The following is a 19,002-nucleotide window of genomic DNA, read 5'->3' as shown; positions in this document are numbered from 1 at the left end:
TCGACACGAAGGGAGGGCAGACGCACGGCCACCGCCTGCCGGGCGGGCTCGAACGACGACGTCCGAGCGTGCGCTGCACGCCGAGGGCGCACGACCAGAAGGAAGGCACTCGATGATGAGCACGACACCTTCACGGCGCAGACCACGGCGGACCGCCGTCGCGCTGTCCACAGCACTGGCGCTCGCCGCCGGTGCGGGAGCATCGGCGCTCCCCGCGGCGGCGGACGAGCCGCCGGCCCCCGACCTCCACTACACGATGGACGACATCACCGACGACGTCGTCCCGGACAGCTCGGGGAACGGCCTGGACGGCACGATCTCCGGCACCACGGACGTCGTCGAGGGTGCGGGCGCTGACGACCTCGCCCTGGACCTGGCGGGAGGCTCCGACGGCGGCTACGTCACCCTCCCGCGCGAGGTGCTCGACGGCGCGACCGACCTGACGATCTCCACCCGCGTGCGCTGGGACGGCCAGGGTGGCGCGTGGCAGCGGGTCTTCGACCTCGGCACCAACACCGACCGGTACCTGTTCACCACCCCGTCCAACGGTGGCGGGAACCTGCGCACCGCCGTGACCAGCGGCGGGGCCGGTGGCGAGGCGCAGGTGACCGGCTACGGCGCGATCCAGGCCGGCGACTGGGTCACCCTGACGACCACGCTCGACACCACTGCCGGCAGCGTGACGACGTACCTCGACGGCGTGGCCGTCGCCGTCACGCCGACCTCGGTGAGCGCCGCCGACCTGCTCACCGACGCCGCGACCTCGGCGGGGTACATCGGCCGGTCGTTCTACCCCGACCCCCTGTTCGACGGCGCGGTCGACGACTTCCAGGTCTTCCGTGCCGCGCTGAGCGCGGAGCAGGTCGCCGGCCTCGTCGACGAGGTCCCGACGTTCGACGGGCTGGCCCAGGACACGTACGACGTGCGGACCGTCGTCGCGGCCGAGCCGCGGCTGCCCGCCGCCGTCCGCGCCTCGTACTCCGACGGCTACGACCGCGACGTCCCCGTCGTGTGGGAGGAGATCGACCCGGCGCAGTACGCCCAGACCGGCACCTTCACCGTGGTCGGAGACGCTGCCGGGGCACCCGTCACGGCGAACGTGACCGTGCACCGTGGTGGTCTGCAGGTGGATCTCGGCACCGACACCGGCGAGTTCCAGGGCGGCGCCTCAGGCCTGCTCTACGGCCTGTACGGCGACGGGATGCCCACCGACAACCTCGTCGAGGGCATGAACGTGCGCTCGGTGGCGACCAAGGCGCAGGACGGCGCCCAGCACCCCGGCTCCGACGCGCTCGAGGTGGCCCAGCAGCTCACCCGCACCACCGGCGGCGACGTGTACCTGCGGGTCACCGACTGGTACCGGGGCTTCCCGTACCAGTGGCCGGGTGACACCCCCGCCGAGAAGCTCGCCGACTTCGCGGACGTCCTCGACGACCAGCTCGCGATGATCGCCGACCTCGACCCGGAGGTCCGGGACAACATCGTCATCGAGCCCTTCAACGAGCCCGAGGGCAACATGTTCGGCACCGGACCGTGGAGCCTGAACGGCACGTCGTGGCGGACCGACCCCACCGACTACTTCGCCGCGTGGGACGTCACCTACCGCACCATCAAGGACGCCTACCCGGACATGCGGATCGCCGGCCCGGGGACCAGCATCCTGTACAACGAGGTCCGGGGCTTCATGGAGCACACCGTGGCCGAGGACACCGTGCCGGACATCATCACCTGGCACGAGCTGTCCCACCCGGAGAGCATCCGCACGTCCGTGCAGCGCTTCCGGGGCTGGGAGGCCGACGCGTTCGCCGGCACCGAGCACGAGGGCACCGAGCTGCCCATCAACGTCAACGAGTACGCGTTCAACTACCACACGTCCGTGCCCGGTCAGATGATCCAGTGGATGTCCGCCATCGAGGACTCCAAGGTCGAGGCGATGATCGCCTTCTGGAACATCAACGGGAACCTGTCCGACTCCGCGGTGCAGTCCAACCGCGGCAACGGGCAGTGGTGGCTGTACAACGCGTACGCACAGATGACCGGGCACACCGTCGAGGTCACGCCACCCTTCCCGGGGCAGAACTACACCCTGCAGGGCGTCGCCACGCTGGACGAGGAGGCCGCCGTCGCGCGGGCGATCATCGGTGGGGCCGACGGCGCCGCCCCGATCGACCTGGTGAACGTCCCCGAGGTGTTCGGTGACCAGGCTCGCGTCACGGTGCGGGAGATCGGCTGGACCGGCCAGCTCGGCGACTCGGCACCCCCCGCCCTGCTCAGCGAGTCGGTCGTGGAGGTCGCCGACGGCGCCCTCGCCGTCGACTTCGACGGGGAGGACCTGCCGCTGCTGCAGGACTCGTCCGCGTACGAGATCGTCGTGACGCCCGCCGGCACGGGGGAGGCCACCGCGGCCGTGCCCACCGTGTGGGACGGCAGCTACGAGGCCGAGGACGCCACGTACACCGGGTCCGGCTACACGCGGAACGGCCCGGAGGGCTCGCCGTCCGACGTCAGCAAGTTCTACACCTCGGGCGGCTTCAACGTGGGTGGTCTGCGGACCGGTTCGAACGGTGTGCTCGACTTCGAGGTGACGGTGCCCGAGGACGGCACCTACGACCTGTCGGTCTTCGCGAACAGCATGAACACCTTCGAGCGAGTCGCCGAGCAGGGGCCGACCAACGTGTTCCTGCGGGTGGACGGCGCAGCCGAGCAGGAGCTGTTCCTGCCGCTGGGCTACAAGTGGGTGGTGTGGGACCACACCGACACCACGGTGGAGCTCACCGCAGGCACGCACACCATCTCGCTCGCCGCCCAGAGCCTCGACGGGACGGGCGCCACGCAGGGTGACGCACTCATCGACCGCATCACGCTCTCCCTGCCGAACCCCGACGCGGCCACGACGGTCTACGAGGCCGAGCACGCCACGTCGGACGGCCGGAACGTCTACGCCGCGTCCGCGCTGCCCGACGGCGTCACCGCGGCCGACGTGTCCGGTGCCGGCGGCGTGGAGCTCGCCGAGGGCGAGACCGCCACGTTCTGGGTCTACGGGGCCGAGGACGCCGAGGCGACGCTCGGGGCGGACCTGCTCGGCGCCGGCAGCGGCACCGTATCGGTCAACGGCCATGACGTGCTCGACCTCGCCGAGAGCGACGAGGTTGCCGTGCACCTGGCGGGCGGCGTCAACAAGGTGGTCGTCACCGCGGGTGCCGGCGGTGCCGTGCTCGACCGGCTCACGGTCGGCGCCGGGACCGGGGCGCTCGCGACGACCGAGTACCAGGCCGAGGACGCGACGCTCGCCGGCAGTGCCGCCGTCGTCGACCTGTCCCTGGCCGAGGGTGGCCAGGCCGTCAGCGGTATCGGGGGTGCACCTGGCAACGACAACACGCTGACCTTCGAGGTCGACGCGGCCGAGGCCGGACCGCACGCCGTGGTGTTCCGCTTCTCCAACCCGGAGCAGGTGGACGGGACGCACTACAACCCGAACCCGGTCGCGCGGCACGCGGACATCTCCGTCGGTGACGGCGAGCCGCAGCGCGAGATGTTCGTCCCGACGTTCCACGAGAACAACTTCTGGGAGCGCACGGTGGTGCTCGACCTCGCCGCAGGCGCGAACAGCGTCACGGTGCGTTCCGAGGAGGCGACCAACTGGGACGGCGAGACCTACGCCTCCGAGACCTGGCCGGCCGACTACAACCTCGAGGCCGACGCGGCCCCGATCGTGGACCGGATCACGGTCTCGCCGCTGAGCGCCGGGAGTGCCGGCGAGGCGGCGAGCCCGGTCGAGGTCGCCGTCGAACCCCGGTGCCTGGGCGGTCGGGTCCGTCTCGCGGTGCGTGCGACGAACGTGTCCGATGCCGCGGTGCCGGTGGAGATCTCGACCACGTACGGGTCGAAGGCCAAGGAAGCCGTGGTTCCGAGCGAGAGCCTGTACCAGGCCTTCAACACCCGCTCGGCGGAGATCGAGGCCGGTGAGGTGACCGTGACCGCCGGTGGCGTCGTCACCGCGCACGAGCACGAGGGGAGCACCTGCAGCTAGCAGCCAGCACGGCACCCACCCGGGTGAGCACGTATTGACCACGTCCGAGCGTGCGCCGCACGACGAGGACACCTGACCAGGAAGGCACTCAACGATGAGCACGACACCTTCACGGCGCAGACCACGGCAGGCCGCCGTCGCCCTGCCCGTGGCGCTGACCCTCGCGGCCGGTGCGGGAGCATATGCGCTCCCTGCCGCCGCTGACGAGGCCCTGCCGGCCCCCGACCTCCACTACACGATGGACGACATCGCCGACGACGTCGTCCCGGACACCTCCGGCAACGGGCTGGACGGCACGATCTCCGGCTCGACCGCGGTCATCGAGTCCGAGGGCGGCGGCGCCGCGCTCGACCTGCTCGGCGGCTCCGGCGGCGGCTACGTGACCCTGCCGCGTGAGCTGTTGGACGGTGCGACCGACCTGACCGTCTCTGCCCAGGTGCGTTGGGACGGCGTGGGCGGTGGCTGGCAGCGGGTCTTCGACCTCGGCAGCGACACCGACCGGTACTTGTTCACCACCCCGTCCAGCGGCGGTGGCAACCTGCGCAGTGCCGTGACCACCGGCGGGGGTGGTGGCGAGGCGCAGGTGACCGGCTACGGTGCGCTCCAGGCCGGCGACTGGGTCACCCTGACGACCACGCTCGACACCACTGCCGGGAGCGTGACGACGTACCTCGACGGCGTGGCCGTCGACAGCGCCCCCACCGGGATCGCCGCCGGGGAGCTGCTGACCGAGGCTGCGACGTCGGCCGGGTACATCGGCCGGTCGTTCTACCCCGACCCGCGGTTCGACGGCGCGATCGACGACTTCCAGGTCTTCCGTGCCGCGTTGAGCGCGGAGCAGGTCGCCGGCCTCGTCGACGAGGTCCCGACGCTGGAGTCGCTGGCGAAGGACACGTTCGGCGTCCGGACCACCGTCCAGGCCGCACCGGAGCTGCCCGCGTCGGCGCGCGCGTCGTTCTCGGACGGCTACGACCGCAACGTGCCCATCGTCTGGGAGGAGATCGACCCGGCGCAGTACGCCCAGACCGGCAGCTTCACCGTGGCAGGCGAGGCGGCCGGAGCGCCCGTCACCGCCACCGTCACCGTCGACCGCGGTGGACTGAAAGTCGACTTCGGCACCGACACCGGGCCGTTCCACGGTGGTGCAGCGGGCACGCTGTACGGGCTGTACGGCCCAGGGCTGCCGAGCGACAACCTGATCGAAGGCATGGGTGTGCGCACGGTCTCGACCAAGGCGCAGGACGGACCCCAGCACCCCGGCGCCGACGCGCTGGAGATCCTGCCGTCGCTCGCGGACGCCACCGGCGGTGACGTCTACATCTACATGACCGACATCCACCGCGGGTTCCCGTACCAGTGGCCGGGTGACACCCCCGCCGAGAAGCTCGATACGTACGAGGCGAAGATCGTCAAGCAGGTCGACCAGGTTCTCGAGCTCCCGGAGGAGTACCACGACAACGTCGTCTTCCTCCCGTTCAACGAGCCCGAGGGCAACATGTTCGGCACCGGTCAGTGGAGCCTGAACGGCACGTCCTGGCTCAACAACCCCACCCACTACTTCGCGGCCTGGGACCGCATGTACGGGGTGATCAAGGACCGCATGCCTGACGCGCGCATCTCCGGGCCGAACACCAGCATCCTGTACGACCAGGTCCGTGGCTTCATGCGGCACACCGTCCAGGCCGGGACGGTGCCCGACGTCATCACGTGGCACGAGCTGTCGCACCCCCAGCGGATCCGCGACTCCGTGGCGAAGTACCGCGGCTGGGAGAAGGAGGTCTTCGCCGGGACCGAGCACGAGGGCACCGAGCTGCCCATCAACCTCAACGAGTACGCCTTCAACTACCACACGTCCGTGCCTGGCCAGATGATCCAGTGGGTCTCGGCGATCGAGGACTCCAAGGTCGACGCCGACATCGCGTACTGGAACATCGACGGCAACCTGTCCGACTCCGCGGTGCAGTCCAACCGCGGCAACGGGCAGTGGTGGCTGTACAACACCTACTCGAAGATGACCGGGCACACCGTCGAGGTCACGCCACCCTTCCCGGGGCAGAACTACACCCTGCAGGGCGTCGCCACGCTGGACGAGCAGACCGCCGTCGCCCGGGCGATCATCGGCGGGGCCGACGGCGCCGCCCCGATCGACCTGCTGAACCTGCCGAGCGATCTCTTCGGGGACGACGTCCGCGTCACCGTCCGTGAGATCCCGTGGACGGGGCAGATCGGCGACTCCGCCCAGCCGCGCCTGCTCAGCGAGTCGGTGATGGAGGTCGCCGGCGGCGCCGTCGCGGTGGACTTCGACGGCGAGAGCCTCCCGCTGCTGACCGAGTCGTCCGCCTACGAGATCGTCGTCACGCCGGCCGGCGTCGGCGAGACCACCATGGTCCCCCGCACCCTGTGGGACGGGAGCTACGAGGCCGAGGACGCCACGTACACCGGGTCCGGCTACTCGCGGAACGGCCCGGAGGGCTCGCCCTCGGCGGTCGGGAAGTTCTACACCTCCGGCCGGTACAACGTGGGTGGTCTGCGGACCGGCTCGAACGGCGTCCTCGACTTCGAGGTCACGGTCCCCGAGGACGGCACCTACGACCTCTCGGTCTTCGCGAACAGCATGAACACCTTCGAGCGAGTCGCCGAGCAGGGGCCGACCAACGTGTTCGTGCGGGTCGACGGCGCAGCCGAGCAGGAGATCTTCCTGCCGCTGGGCTATAAGTGGGTGGTGTGGGACCACACCGACACCACCGTCGAGCTCACCGCGGGCACGCACACCATCTCGCTCGCGGCCCAGAGCCTCGACGGGACGGGTGCCACGCAGGGTGACGCGATCATCGACCGCATCACGCTCTCGCTGCCGAACCCCGAGGCCGCGACCGCGGTCTACGAGGCCGAGCTCGCGTCGATCGACGGGGGCGAGACGGTGTACGAGCTGCCCGACGGTGTCGGTGCGGCGGACGTGTCCGGTGCGGGTGCCGTGGCGCTGGACGACGGGGACACCGCGACGTTCTGGGTCTACGGGGACGTGGACGCGGAGAAGACGCTCGGCGTCGACCTCCTCGGTGCCGGTGCCGGCACCCTTGCGGTGAACGGCCATGACGTGCTCGACCTCGCCAAGAGCGACGAGATCGCCGTGCACCTCGACGGTGGCGTGAACAAGGTCGTCGTCACCGGTGGCGCCGGCGGTGTGACGGTGGATCGACTCACCGTGGACGCGGGGACCGGTGCGCTGGAGGCGACCGAGTACCAGGCCGAGGACGCGACGCTCGCCGGTGGTGCCGCCGTCGTCGACCTGTCCCTGGCCGAGGGCGGTCAGGCCGTCGCCGACGTCGGGGGCGACCCGGGCAACGACAACACGCTGACCTTCGAGGTCGACGCGGGCACGGCAGGTCCGCACGCGATGGTGGTCCGGTACTCCAACCCGGAGATGTCGCCGGCGACGCACTACAACCCGGACCCGATCGCCCGCCGCGCGGACATCTCGGTGAACGGTGGAGCCGTGGTGCCGGTGCTGTTCCCGCACTCGTTCCACGAGAACTACTTCTGGGAGAAGACCATCGTCCTCGACCTCGAGGAGGGGGAGAACACGATCACGTTCAGCTCCGAGGAGGCGACGAACTGGGACGGCGAGACGTACGCGTCCGACGACTGGCCGGACGTCCCGCTGCGGTCCCGGTGGGCCCCGATCGTGGACCGCATCTCGGTCTCACCGCTGAGCGCCGGGCGTGCCGGCACGGTGGCGAGCCCGGTCGAGGTCTCGGTCGAGCCGCGGTGCGTGGGCGGTCGGGTCCGTCTCGCGGTGCGTGCGACGAACGTGTCCGACGCCGCGGTGCCGGTGGAGATCTCGACCACGTACGGGTCGAAGGCCGCGAACGGTGTGGCGCCGGGCGAGAGCCTGTACCAGGCCTTCAACACCCGCTCTGCGGAGATCGAGGCCGGTGAGGTGACCGTGACCGCTGATGGCGTCGTCACCGCGCACGAGCACGAGGGGAGCACCTGCAGCTAGGACTCCGGCCGACGCCGGGGGGGGGGGGGGGGGGGGGGCTCGCCCCGCCCCCCCTCGGCTGTGGGGACGAGACCCCCGGCGGCCGGCCCTGAGGCGATCAGTCGCGGGTCAGCACCAGCGCGGCGCTGTGGCCCCCGAAGCCGAAGGCGTCCACCAGGGCGACCTGCGCCGTCGTCTCCCGGGCCGTCGTGACGAGGTCCAGGTCGACCCCGGGGTCCTGGTCGCGCAGGTGCAGCGTGGGCGGCACGACGCCGTCGCGCATCGCGCCGAGCGCGGCCAGCACCCCCAGCGGCCCGGAGCCGCCGAGCAGGTGGCCGGTCGACGCCTTGGTGGCCGTGACCGGCGCGGTGACGCCCACCGACCCCAGGGCGCGGGCCTCGTTGAGGTCGCCGGCCGGGGTGGAGGTGGCGTGCGCGTGCACCAGACCGACGTCCGACGGCGCCACCTGCGCCGAGCGCAGCGCGAGATCGATCGTCCGGGCCTGGTTCACCGGTTCCCCGCCGACGATGTCGTGCGCGTCGGAGGTGAGCGCGAACCCCTCCACGCCGCCGAGGACCTGGGCGCCGCGAGCGCGCGCGTGCGACTCCTCCTCCAGGACGACCATGACGCTGCCCTCGCCCATGACGAACCCGTCCCGGCCGGCGTCGAACGGCCGGGAGGCCGACTCGGTGTCGGTGCTCGAGGACATGGCCCGTGCCCGGGAGAACGCCGCGATCACCAGGTCGAGCACGCTCGCCTCGACGCCGCCGCAGACGTATACGTCCGCCTCGTCCGCGAGGATGGCCTGCCGACCCATCCCGATCGCCTCGGAGCCGGCCGCGCAGGCCGTGACGGGCGACCGGGCGCCCGCCTTCGCCCCGAGGTCGATGGACAACCAGGCCGCCGGGCTGTTCGCCATCACCATCGTCACGGCGTGCGGCGAGACGCCGCGCTGCCCGCGCTCGTCGAGGAGGGTGTGCTGCGCCAGCGTGGTGCCGTAGCCACCGTTCGCGGTGCCGACCGCCACCCCGAGCCGTTCCGGCTCCACGTCCGGGCTGCCGGCGTCGGCCCAGGCCGCCCGGCCGGCCACGAGGGTGAGCTGCGCGACGCGGTCCGTCCGCCGCACCTCACGGACCTGCAGGGCGTCGGCGAACACGTCGTCCACGCGGGCCGCGACGTGGACCGGGAGCCCCTCGGCCCACGGCTCCTTGAGCGATGCCACCCCGTTCACGCCGCCGCGCAGGCTGCTCCAGGTCTCGGTCGCTGTCAGGCCGAGGGGCGTGACCGCCCCGATCCCGGTGATGACTGCTCGTCGCACGTGTGCTCCATCTCTCGTCAGGCGCCCCCTGCTCGATTGAAGCGCATGTTTTCACGGGCAACGACATGGCGCCACGGATGGCAGCGGGTTCCGGGCGCTCCGTCGGGCTGGGCGGGTGAATCCCGTGATCGATCCGGCCGGACTGTTGACGCGCGATGGCGCTCCCCGTAGGTTGCTGGCACCTGGATGTGAGCGTTAACAAAGCGTCGGCGACGAGGCCGACGTCGGGTGCGTTCCGGGGATGACGAAGCCCAGGGCACGCGCTCGGAGAACCGAGGCGTGGCCCGTGACCGTGAGGAACAGACACATGAACGTTCGGAAGATGACGCAGTGGACGGCCGCGGGGACGCTGGGGCTGTTCCTCGTCGGCGCGGCAGGCGCCGGCATGGCCGCGGCGGACGGCGGCGACGAGGAGGGGATCGACCTCTCGGTCGAGATCGAGGACCTGACGCCGCCCGGGGGGCTGGCGATGACGGTCGCCGCCAACGACGGCGTCGTGCTCACCGAGGACGGGTCGGACGAGACGGCCCGGCAGTTCGTCGGGGTCACCCCGACCGTCACGGTGACGGACTCCCGCACCGCGGAGCAGATCCCCGAGGGGGCCTTCTGGGCCGTGGTGGGGCAGGCCGGCGACTTCGTGCACGCCGAGGACGCCTCCCGCTCCTTCGGCGCCGAGTACCTCGGCTGGGCGCCGCACCTGCTCTCCGGGTCCAGCACCGGCTCGGTCGCCGAGGGCGAGCCCGTCTCGTCGGTGATCGACGACGGTTCCGGCGCCGACGCCGTCGGCCTGGTGGGGCAGGAGCTGCTGCTCTCGACGTGGTCGGCCGCGGACGAGACCGGTTCGTGGGACGTCAACGCCGACCTGACCCTCCGGACGCCGGTCGACGTCCCCGCGGGCACGTACTCTGCGACCCTGACGCTCTCGTTGTTCGAGGGCTGACCGGACTCGCCGAACCGGAGGCCACACCGTGATCTCTCGCTCCTTGCTCGCCGTCGCCGTCGCCGGCGGGGTCGCCCTGCTGGCGCCTATGGCGCCGGACGAGCCCTCCGAGGGGTCCGATCAGATCTCCTGGTCCGTGGTCCCGGCGGACGACGAGGGGCCGGACGGCCGCCGTGTCGTGGACGTCGAGCTCGGCCCGGGAAAGGGCGAGGTCGAGCACGTGGCGGTGGCGAACCACGGGGACGAGCCCGTGACGTTCGCGCTGCGCGCCAACGACGGCTACCTCACGGCGAACGGTTCGTTCGACATGCTCCCGTCGGACACCGAGCCGACCGACGGCGGTTCCTGGATCAGCGTCCCCGCCGAGGTCACCGTGCCCGGCGGGGAGGCCGTCGTCGTCCCGGTGGAGATCGCCGTCCCGGAGCACGCCACGCCGGGCGACCACCCGGCGGGCGTGGCCGCCTCGATCGTGAGCAGCGACGACCAGGTCCTCGTCGAGCACCGGGTGGGTGTGCGCGTCAACCTGCGCGTGCCCGGGGACGTCGTCGCGGCGCTCGACGTGCCGCAGGTGACCACGTCCTTCGAGCCCTCCTGGAACCCGTTCGCACCCGGGACGCTCGACGTCACGGTGGACGTGGCCAACGCGGGCAACGTCCGTCTCGACGCCGTGGCCGAGGTCTCGGCCGAGGCGCTCGCGGTCGACGCCCGCGGTGCCGAGACGGTCGGCGAGATGCTCGGTGGGGGAGGTCGGCAGGTGTCGGTGAGCGTGGGCCAGGTGTGGCCCGTCGGACCCGTGACCACGACGGTCACCGTGGTGCCCGAGCCGATCGGCGACGCGGCGCCTGCGGACCTCAGCCCGGTCTCGACGACGGTGACGGCGTGGGCGGTGCCCGTCCCCCAGCTCTTGCTGGCGGCGCTGCTGGCGCTGGTGCTCCTGGCCGAGCGGGACCGCCGTCGGCGCGCACGGGCCCGGCTCGAGGCGCAGCTCGCCCGTGCCCGGGCGCAGGGCGCTGCTGAGGCGCGTGCTGCCTCCTGATGATCGACAGTGATCGTTATTGACGTTTCTCGGTAGTTCTCTTGAAGCAGGGCTCGATCACCCGTAGTTTCAAGCACGATCAAAGCCAAGGGGGACGATCCAGTCCTCAACGCTCATGAAGGATCATTGCCGATCCTGCGAGCGAGCGATCGAAGGAGATTGCGTGCTGACCAAGATAGGTGGACTCGTGACAGCGGCGGTGCTGGCGGCGAGCGGTATGGTCCCGGCGCCGGCAGACGAGCCGTGGCCCGACGCCGACGGGAACCCGATCAAGGCGCACGGCGGGTCGGTCGTCACCGTCTCGGAGGCCGAGGTCGACCTCGACATCACCGGCGACGGGACGAAGGACCAGGACGTCTTTCTCTGGTACGGCGAGGACAAGACCCACTCCACGCGTCCCGTCGACGGGGTCCGCGGCTACTGGTCGACCGACCTGACCACGTGGCACGATCTCGGCCGCGTCCTGCCGACCCACCAGCAGTTCACCCTGACCGTCGAGGACGGCCAGGTCCAGGTGGATCAGGCGAAGGTCGACGCCGTCAAGGCCGTGGCGAACAAGACCGCGCCGGACGCCGAGTCGACGGCCGAGGAGATCGACGCGGCGAAGGAGTTCGTCGCACCGTACGTCGAGACCTGGGCCGATGCCGACGCCGGCATCGCCGCGACCTACGACGAGGAGAACCTGGCCAACGCGAGCTATCGGCTCAACGGCAACATCAACATCGTCGAACGCCCCAAGATGCTGTGGAACGCCAAGACGGGCAAGTTCGTCATCATCTACCACGCCGACGGCCCCGACCCCCGGGGCGCGGAGCTGCGGCGCTGGGTCACCGAGGGCGGCGACCCCGCGGACCGCAACATCGGGTCGCGGTACTCGCTGGCCGAGATCGGCTTCGCGACCTCGGACACCCCATGGGGCCCGTTCAAGCTCGTGAACACGACGAAGATGAACTGGGCCGACGGCGTGCCGCAGGCCGGCCGCGAGGGCGACTCGCGCGACATGACGGTCTTCCAGGACGCTGGTTCGCACACCGTGGATCCCGACGCCGACGACGCGTACGCCGTGTACTCCTCCGAGATGAACAAGTGGATGTACGTCTCGCGCCTGAATGCCGAGTACACCGGCCCGGCCGCCGACGGCAACGAGGGCGTGCTCGGCGAGGACTTCTCGAACCGCGTGCTGCCGGACTTCTTCCGTGAGGCGTCGTCCGTCTTCAAGCACGACGGCTGGTACTACATGCTCACCTCGGGCACCGACGGGTGGAGCTCGACGCCGGTCGTGGCATACCGGTCGCGCTCGATGATCACCCCGACCGAGGCGGTCGTGGGGAACAACAACGGCCACCCGGCGAACGGGCAGTGGGAGCGCCTGGAGCCCGTCAACCCGTGCGTCGGAGACCCGGCCCGCACCGGGGTGGGGACGGCGGACCCCGTGGAGTGCTTCGACTCCCAGCCGACCTTCGTCATCGACCTGGGCGACGGTCAGTTCGTCTACATGGGTGATCGGTGGATCGTGGACCGGGCCACCGGGTCGGCGGGTGAGGACTCGCGGTACGTCTGGGCGCCGATCCAGGTCGACTCCGAGGCCGGTCGCGTGACGGTCGAGAACGTCGGCGCGTGGGACCCGGCCAACTCCACGCTCTTCCACCGGCTCGAACCCGTGACGCCCCTGGAGTTCGAGGCGCACGTGGACGACCGCAGCACCTTCGACCCCACGTTCGACGTGATCGTCGACGGCACCCGGTACGACGACCTGACCGCCGACTGGAGCCGAACGAGCCTCGACGCGGCGTTCTCCACCGCGGGGACGCACGACCTGGTCGGTCACGTGGCGGGTGACGGCCCGCTCGCCGGCCGGTACGTGACCGCGACCGTCGAGGTGGACGGCCCGGTCAACCTGTGCCTCGAGGCCGGGACCACCGTGTCGGCGTCGTTCCACCAGACGCAGGATGCGACCTTCCCGCCCCAGAACGCCTGCGACGGCAACTACTCGACGCCGTGGTCCACCTGGGTCAGCGGCTCCGGGAAGCGAGACCAGGTCACGTTCACGGCCGCCTTCGCCGACCAGCAACGCGTCGACAGCGTCCGGTTCACGAACACCGAGGGCGTGATCACGGGCGTCGGCGTCGAGTACCGCGACGGCGACGGCGCGTGGCAGCCGGTGACGTCGCAGACCGGCGCCATCGCGGCGAACGGCGATCTGACCGCGATCTCGTTCGACCCGGTGGTCACGAGCTCGGTGCGTCTCACGTTCGACCACCCGGCCTCCTGGCTGAAGATCTCCGAGATCGTCATCCCGAGCGCCTCGGTCGAGGTGGAAGACCCGGTCAACCTGTGCCTCGAGGCCGGGACCACCGTGTCGGCGTCGTTCCACCAGACGCAGGATGCGACCTTCCCGCCCCAGAACGCCTGCGACGGCAACTACTCGACGCCGTGGTCCACCTGGGTCAGCGGCTCCGGGAAGCGAGACCAGGTCACGTTCACGGCCGCCTTCGCCGACCAGCACCCGATCGACACCGTGCAGTTCACCAACACCGAGGGTGTGATCACCGCCGTCGGCGTGGAGCACCGGGGGACGGACGGTGCCTGGCACCCGGTGACGTCGCAGACCGGCACGATCGCGGCGCACGGTGAGCTGTCCACGTTCTCGTTCGACCTGGTCGACGCCGACGCGGTGCGACTCACGTTCGACCACCCCGGCTCCTGGCTCAAGATCTCCGAGATCGTCGTGCCCTCGAGGGCCGCAGCCGACGGGCCCGTCGTGACCGCCGACGCGACACCGCGATGCGTGGGTCATCGCGCCATGCTGGCCGTCCGCGCGCACAACGAGTCCGAGGCCTCGGTGGACCTGACGCTCGCGACGGCGTTCGGCAGCAAGGACGTCACCGGGGTGGAACCGGGCGCCAGCGCCTACCAGTCGTTCGCCACCCGGCAGGCGGCGGTGCCGGCCGGATCGGTGACCGTGACAGCCACCGCCCCGACCGGCGCGACCGCCCAGGTCACGTCGGAGCACGCCGGCCTCGACTGCTCGTAGGCCCGGACGGACCGACAGCCCTACGCCCCTCTCGACGACGACAGGAACAGCAATGAGACGAACGGCCGTTTCCCCTGCTGCGGGCCCAGGACCGCGTCGCCGCGCCCTGGCGGTGACAGCGCTCGCAACGGCGTCGGCGCTCGCCCTCGGCACCGTCGCCCCGCTCACCGCGACCGCGCACCCGGCCCCGGTGACGGCTCTGCCCGCCACGCTCGACCTCGACGACCCCTCCATCGAGTGGCGCGAGCTCCTCGTCGACGGTGACGACGTCGAGCGGCGCGACGACGGCTCGGCCTACAACACGTTCGGTGGGTTCGGGGCCGTGTCCTGCAACAACACCGGCAACCTCCTGCTCGACTACAAGGAGGAGAACCCCGACGCCTACTGGCGGATCATGCACCTGCTGTTCGACCCGGACGAGGGCGCCGGCCTGATGCACATCAAGGCCGAGCTGGGGAGCGACACCAACACGTCCTCGGGCGCCGAGCCGGCGACCAAGCGCAGCGAGGACGAGCCCGCCAACGTGCTGCGCGGGGCCGGGTTCCACTTCATCTCCGACGCGCTCACCATCAACCCCGACATCGAGACCGAGGTGCTGCGCTGGGGTGAGCCGTCGTGGACGGGGACCGACTGGACCAAGCGCTACCAGTGGTACAAGGAGACCATCGACGCCGCCCACGACACGTTCGGGGTCGAGCTCGACTGGGTGAGCCCCTCGCAGAACGAGGTGCGCGGTGGCAGCTGGCAGGCCGCGGAGCTGAACTGGACCGTGCAGTTCGCCAAGTGGCTCGAGCGTGACGCCGAGGCGGCTGACGCCCGCTTCGACTACCGCGACATCAAGATCGTCGCGCTCGACTCCTACCGCGAGGGCGACGCCATCGCCGGGCGCATCCTCAACCACCCCGACGCGGTGGACCACGTCGACGCGCTCGGTTACCACTACGACATCGTCGGCGGGCCGAACGTCACCCGCCTCAACAAGGAGCACGGGATGCCGATCCTGTACTCCGAGGCCATCGCCCCCATGATCGACCCGCAGTACCGGCTCCACGCCGAGCCCGCGCGGGGCGGCGTCGGCGGCACCACCAGCGCGGCCGACATCGCCGACCGGTTCATCAACGCCTACCGCTGGGACGGCGCCGGCGAGCACCCGGGTCGCATGACCACCTTCCTCTTCCAGCCGGCGGTCAGTGCCATGTATGAGGGCACGCAGTACTCGCCGAAGCACCTGATCCGGGCGTCCGACCCGTGGTCCGGCTACTGGGAGGGCGGCATCGGCATCACGACGGTGCGCCACTTCCACCAGTTCATCGACCACGGCTGGGAGTACATCGAGGGCGCCACCCGCGGCGACGGCACCAAGGGCGACGGCGGCACGAACGTCGACACCTCCACCCAGACCGTGATGACGGCGCGCACCCCGGCGGCAGCCGGCGGCGAGCCGGAGCTCAGCCAGGTGCACGCCAACAACACCGCCGACGACCGCTGGTTCGAGGTGAAGGTGTCCAACCTCGGCGACGCGCGACCGCTGCACGCCTGGCAGACGCGTGGCCCCGCCGACGGCGAGGTCTACGACGCGAACCACTTCCAGCAGGTCGGTCAGCTCGAGCCGACCCGCACCGAGACGATCGACGGCACGGAGCACCACGTCTACCGGGTGCACGTGGAGCCGTACTCGATCCTCACGTTGTCGACCCTGGAGAACGGGGTGCGCGGCGTCACCGAGGAGTACACGCCCGGCGACTTCGCGCCCGAGGCGCAGGACGAGATCCTCGCCCTGCCCTACGACGACGACTTCGAGTACAGCGAGTACCCGACCACCGTCGTCGGTGGCACCGAGATGTCCTACGTCGAACGGCGGGGCGGGGCTGCGCGCTACACGGCGGACCAGAACGGGGCCTTCGAGGTCGTCGAGACGTCCGGCGCACGGGGCAACGTGCTGCAGCAGCAGAACCACGCCGAGAACCGGGGGTTCACCTGGAACGTCTGGGGCAACGGGCAGCAGAACATCCTGGCGACCACGCCTCCCACGACGGTGCTCGGCGAGCACCGGTGGGCGAACTACACCGCGTCGGTCGACTTCCGGCTCGACCTCGTCGAGCGTGACCCGAGCCTCGACAACTTCGCCGGGCTCGGCGTCCGCCAGCTCTACGCCCGCGGCGGCGACCAGGCCACCTATGCCGCGCACGTCCACGCCGACGGCTCCTGGGAGCTGCGCAGGCTCGACGTGCCCGTCGCCGAGGGTGTCATCGAGGACTTCGACCCCGACGCGTGGCACACCCTGAGCGTCGAGGCGCGCGAGAACGTCATCACGGCCTCCGTGGACGGGCAGGAGCTCGCCAGCTACGTCGATTCCGGTGCCAACCCCGTGATGACGGGTCGCATCGCGTTGATCAGCGGCTACTACAACACGCGCTACGACGACCTCTCGGTCACCCCGGTGGAAGGTTACGCGTGGGCGTCGGAGAAGATCGACGACTCCGACCCGCGGATCACGTACCCGGAGGGTGCCAACTTCAGCCAGTCCGGCTTCGCGCACGACAACCGCACCCGGCACCTGGTGTCCGCAGGACGGTCCGTGCAGTTCGACCTGACCGGGACCGGGTTCAACCTCTACGGCGAGACCGGGCAGGCCACCATCGAGGTCCAGGTGGGCGACCGACCGGTCCGCACCGAGCAGATCGGCTCGACCGGACCTCGCCAGACTTCGTACTGGCAGCGAGGGCTGCCGGAGGGCGAGCACACCGTGACGGTGCGAGTCGTCTCCGGGACGCTCGGGCTCGATGGGGTGGACCTCCTCACGGGCGGTGCCGCGGCGCCTGACGTGCCGGACGACGAGCGCCCCGTGGCGGTCGCCGAGCCGGTGCAGAGGTCGGTGGCACTGGTGGGCGAGGTGCCTGACCTGCCGGCGACCGTCCGCGCCACCAGCGCGGCGGGGACCACCATCGACGCCGAGGTCGACTGGTCGGTCCGGGCCGAGGCCTTCGACGAGCCGTACGCCATGGTGGTGGTGCAGGGCACGTTCGTGAACGACCCGTCGCTGCGGGTCTCGACCGTCGTCGAGGTGGTGCCCGAGGGCGTCGTCTACTTCATCGACGCCGCCGCTGCGCAGGTTCCCACCGCCGAGGCCTACGACGCCGTCCGCGACCACGTCGCGGCGTCGGGCGGCGAGCTGCGCAACGCCGAGATGGACGCCGCGTGGGAGGCCGACGCCGGGTGGGGTCGCGTGCAGCAGTACTCCGCCAAGGCGCCGCTCGGCACCAGCCCGTACGACAAGATGCGCGAGACCGGCTACTACAGCTCCGGGACCGGGCAGGCGCTCGAGTACCGGCTCAGCCTGGACGCGGGGACCTATGAGATCTCCTCGGGCCACACCGAGTGGTGGAACCCCGGTAGCGGGAAGTCGCGCAACATGGCGACCTCCGTGTCCTGGACGTCGCCGGACGGCGACCAGGAGACCGTCGCGCTCGACACCGTGTCCTTCCCGAACGGGAGCAACGGGCGGTCCGCGGTGCTCAGCGGCGAGCTCGAGCTGCCGCAGGACGCGGTCGTGACGTTCCGGGTGGCCGCGGCCGGAGGCACCGAGGCGCCCGTGCTCAGCTGGCTCGCCGTCGCCGGGGAGCCGCGGACCGGCCCTGCGGTGTCGGTGACGGCCGAGCCGCGCTGCGTCGGCAGCCGCGTCGTGCTCGCGGTGCGCGCTGTCAACGAGTCGGACGGCGAGGTCGACCTGCGTCTCGAGACGGCGTACGGCAGCAAGGACGTCGCCGGGGTGGAACCGGGCGCCAGCGCCTACCAGTCGTTCGCCACGCGGGCCCGGCAGGTGGAGGCGGGCGCCGTGACGGTGACGGCGTCGGACGGCGCCGGCGCCACGACCGAGGTCCGGGCGGACCACGCCGGGGCCGACTGCTCCTGACCGAGGGCGTCGGGGCCGCACGGCCCCGACGCCGCTGATGACCTTCGACGAGGATGAGGTACGAGATGTTCAAGCACACAGGTGTCCGGCGCACGGCCGTCGGCGCGGCAGCGCTGGCGGTGGTGGGTGTGGTCGGGCTGGCGACGGCCGCCGCCGGGGACGACGAGGTCGGTTCGGACGGGGTCGACCTGTCGGTCACGATCGAGGACCTGGCCCCGGGGTCGCTGGCGATGTCGGTGGCTGCGCACGACCCGGTCGAGCTGGCCGAGGACGGGTCGGACGACCAGGCCCGGCAGTTCACCGCGGCGCTCCCCACGGTGACCGTCAGCGACACGCGGACCGCTGAGCAGGTTCCCGAGGGCGCCTACTGGGCGGTGGTGGGCCAGGCGTCCGACTTCACGTCGGACGCGGCGGGCTCGTTCGGTGCCGAGTACCTCGGCTGGACCCCGCACCTGGTGAGCGGTCCCGGTGGCGACGTCGCGGCGGGCGAGCCCGTGTCATCGGTGATCGGTGACGGCTCGGGTGCCGACGAGGTGGGCCTGGAGGGGCAGGAGCTCCTGGTCTCGACGTGGGCGTCGGAGCCGGGCTCCTGGGGAGTGACGGCGGACCTCGCACTGCGCGTCCCGACCGACACCCCGGCCGGTGACTACTCCTCGACGCTGACGCTGTCGCTCTTCGAGGGCTGACCGCCTCCCACGCGACGAGCGTGCTGATCCCCTCCTCGGGCGTTGCTCCCGAGGAGGGGATCA

General features: G+C 71.2%; 8 protein-coding genes. 7 read left to right on the top strand and 1 reads right to left on the bottom strand.

The window, feature by feature from the left end:
- The first annotated feature begins 115 nt into the window (after positions 1 to 115).
- Both PZC42_RS14040 and PZC42_RS14035 read left to right on the top strand, forming a co-directional pair.
- A complete protein-coding gene (locus PZC42_RS14040) occupies positions 116 to 4,030 on the top strand; it encodes a LamG-like jellyroll fold domain-containing protein (RefSeq protein WP_277212160.1) in 3,915 nt (1,304 codons plus the stop codon).
- Between the two features lie 94 nt (positions 4,031 to 4,124).
- Positions 4,125 to 8,033: a LamG-like jellyroll fold domain-containing protein gene (locus PZC42_RS14035; RefSeq protein ID WP_277212159.1), complete on the top strand. Its 3,909-nt coding sequence runs from the start codon at positions 4,125 to 4,127 to the stop codon at positions 8,031 to 8,033.
- Between the two features lie 97 nt (positions 8,034 to 8,130).
- On the opposite strand, the gene PZC42_RS14030 is transcribed toward PZC42_RS14035, so the two are convergent.
- Complete coding sequence (locus PZC42_RS14030; protein ID WP_277212158.1) at positions 8,131 to 9,330, bottom strand: beta-ketoacyl-[acyl-carrier-protein] synthase family protein; 1,200 nt, start codon at positions 9,328 to 9,330, stop codon at positions 8,131 to 8,133.
- Positions 9,331 to 9,637: 307 nt separating this feature from the next.
- On the opposite strand from PZC42_RS14030, the gene PZC42_RS14025 reads away from it, so the two are divergent.
- From PZC42_RS14025 to PZC42_RS14005, 5 genes are all read left to right on the top strand, one after another.
- Positions 9,638 to 10,270: a hypothetical protein gene (locus PZC42_RS14025; RefSeq protein WP_277212157.1), complete on the top strand. Its 633-nt coding sequence runs from the start codon at positions 9,638 to 9,640 to the stop codon at positions 10,268 to 10,270.
- Positions 10,271 to 10,298: 28 nt separating this feature from the next.
- The gene (locus tag PZC42_RS14020) at positions 10,299 to 11,306 is read left to right on the top strand and encodes a WxL protein peptidoglycan domain-containing protein (RefSeq protein WP_277212156.1); all 1,008 of its coding nucleotides are present in this window, start codon (positions 10,299 to 10,301) and stop codon (positions 11,304 to 11,306) included.
- Positions 11,307 to 11,469: 163 nt separating this feature from the next.
- The gene (locus PZC42_RS14015; RefSeq protein WP_277212155.1) at positions 11,470 to 14,340 is read left to right on the top strand and encodes a discoidin domain-containing protein; all 2,871 of its coding nucleotides are present in this window, start codon (positions 11,470 to 11,472) and stop codon (positions 14,338 to 14,340) included.
- Positions 14,341 to 14,452: 112 nt separating this feature from the next.
- A complete protein-coding gene (locus tag PZC42_RS14010) occupies positions 14,453 to 18,253 on the top strand; it encodes a glycoside hydrolase family 30 protein (protein ID WP_277212154.1) in 3,801 nt (1,266 codons plus the stop codon).
- Between the two features lie 65 nt (positions 18,254 to 18,318).
- The gene (locus PZC42_RS14005) at positions 18,319 to 18,939 is read left to right on the top strand and encodes a hypothetical protein (protein WP_277212153.1); all 621 of its coding nucleotides are present in this window, start codon (positions 18,319 to 18,321) and stop codon (positions 18,937 to 18,939) included.
- The last annotated feature ends 63 nt before the right edge of the window (positions 18,940 to 19,002 follow it).

The organism is Isoptericola croceus, from assembly GCF_029382255.1.
Classification (GTDB): domain Bacteria; phylum Actinomycetota; class Actinomycetes; order Actinomycetales; family Cellulomonadaceae; genus Isoptericola; species Isoptericola croceus.
The sequence above is the reverse complement of the archived record's forward strand: the minus strand, read 5'-3'. Positions and strand labels throughout refer to the sequence as shown.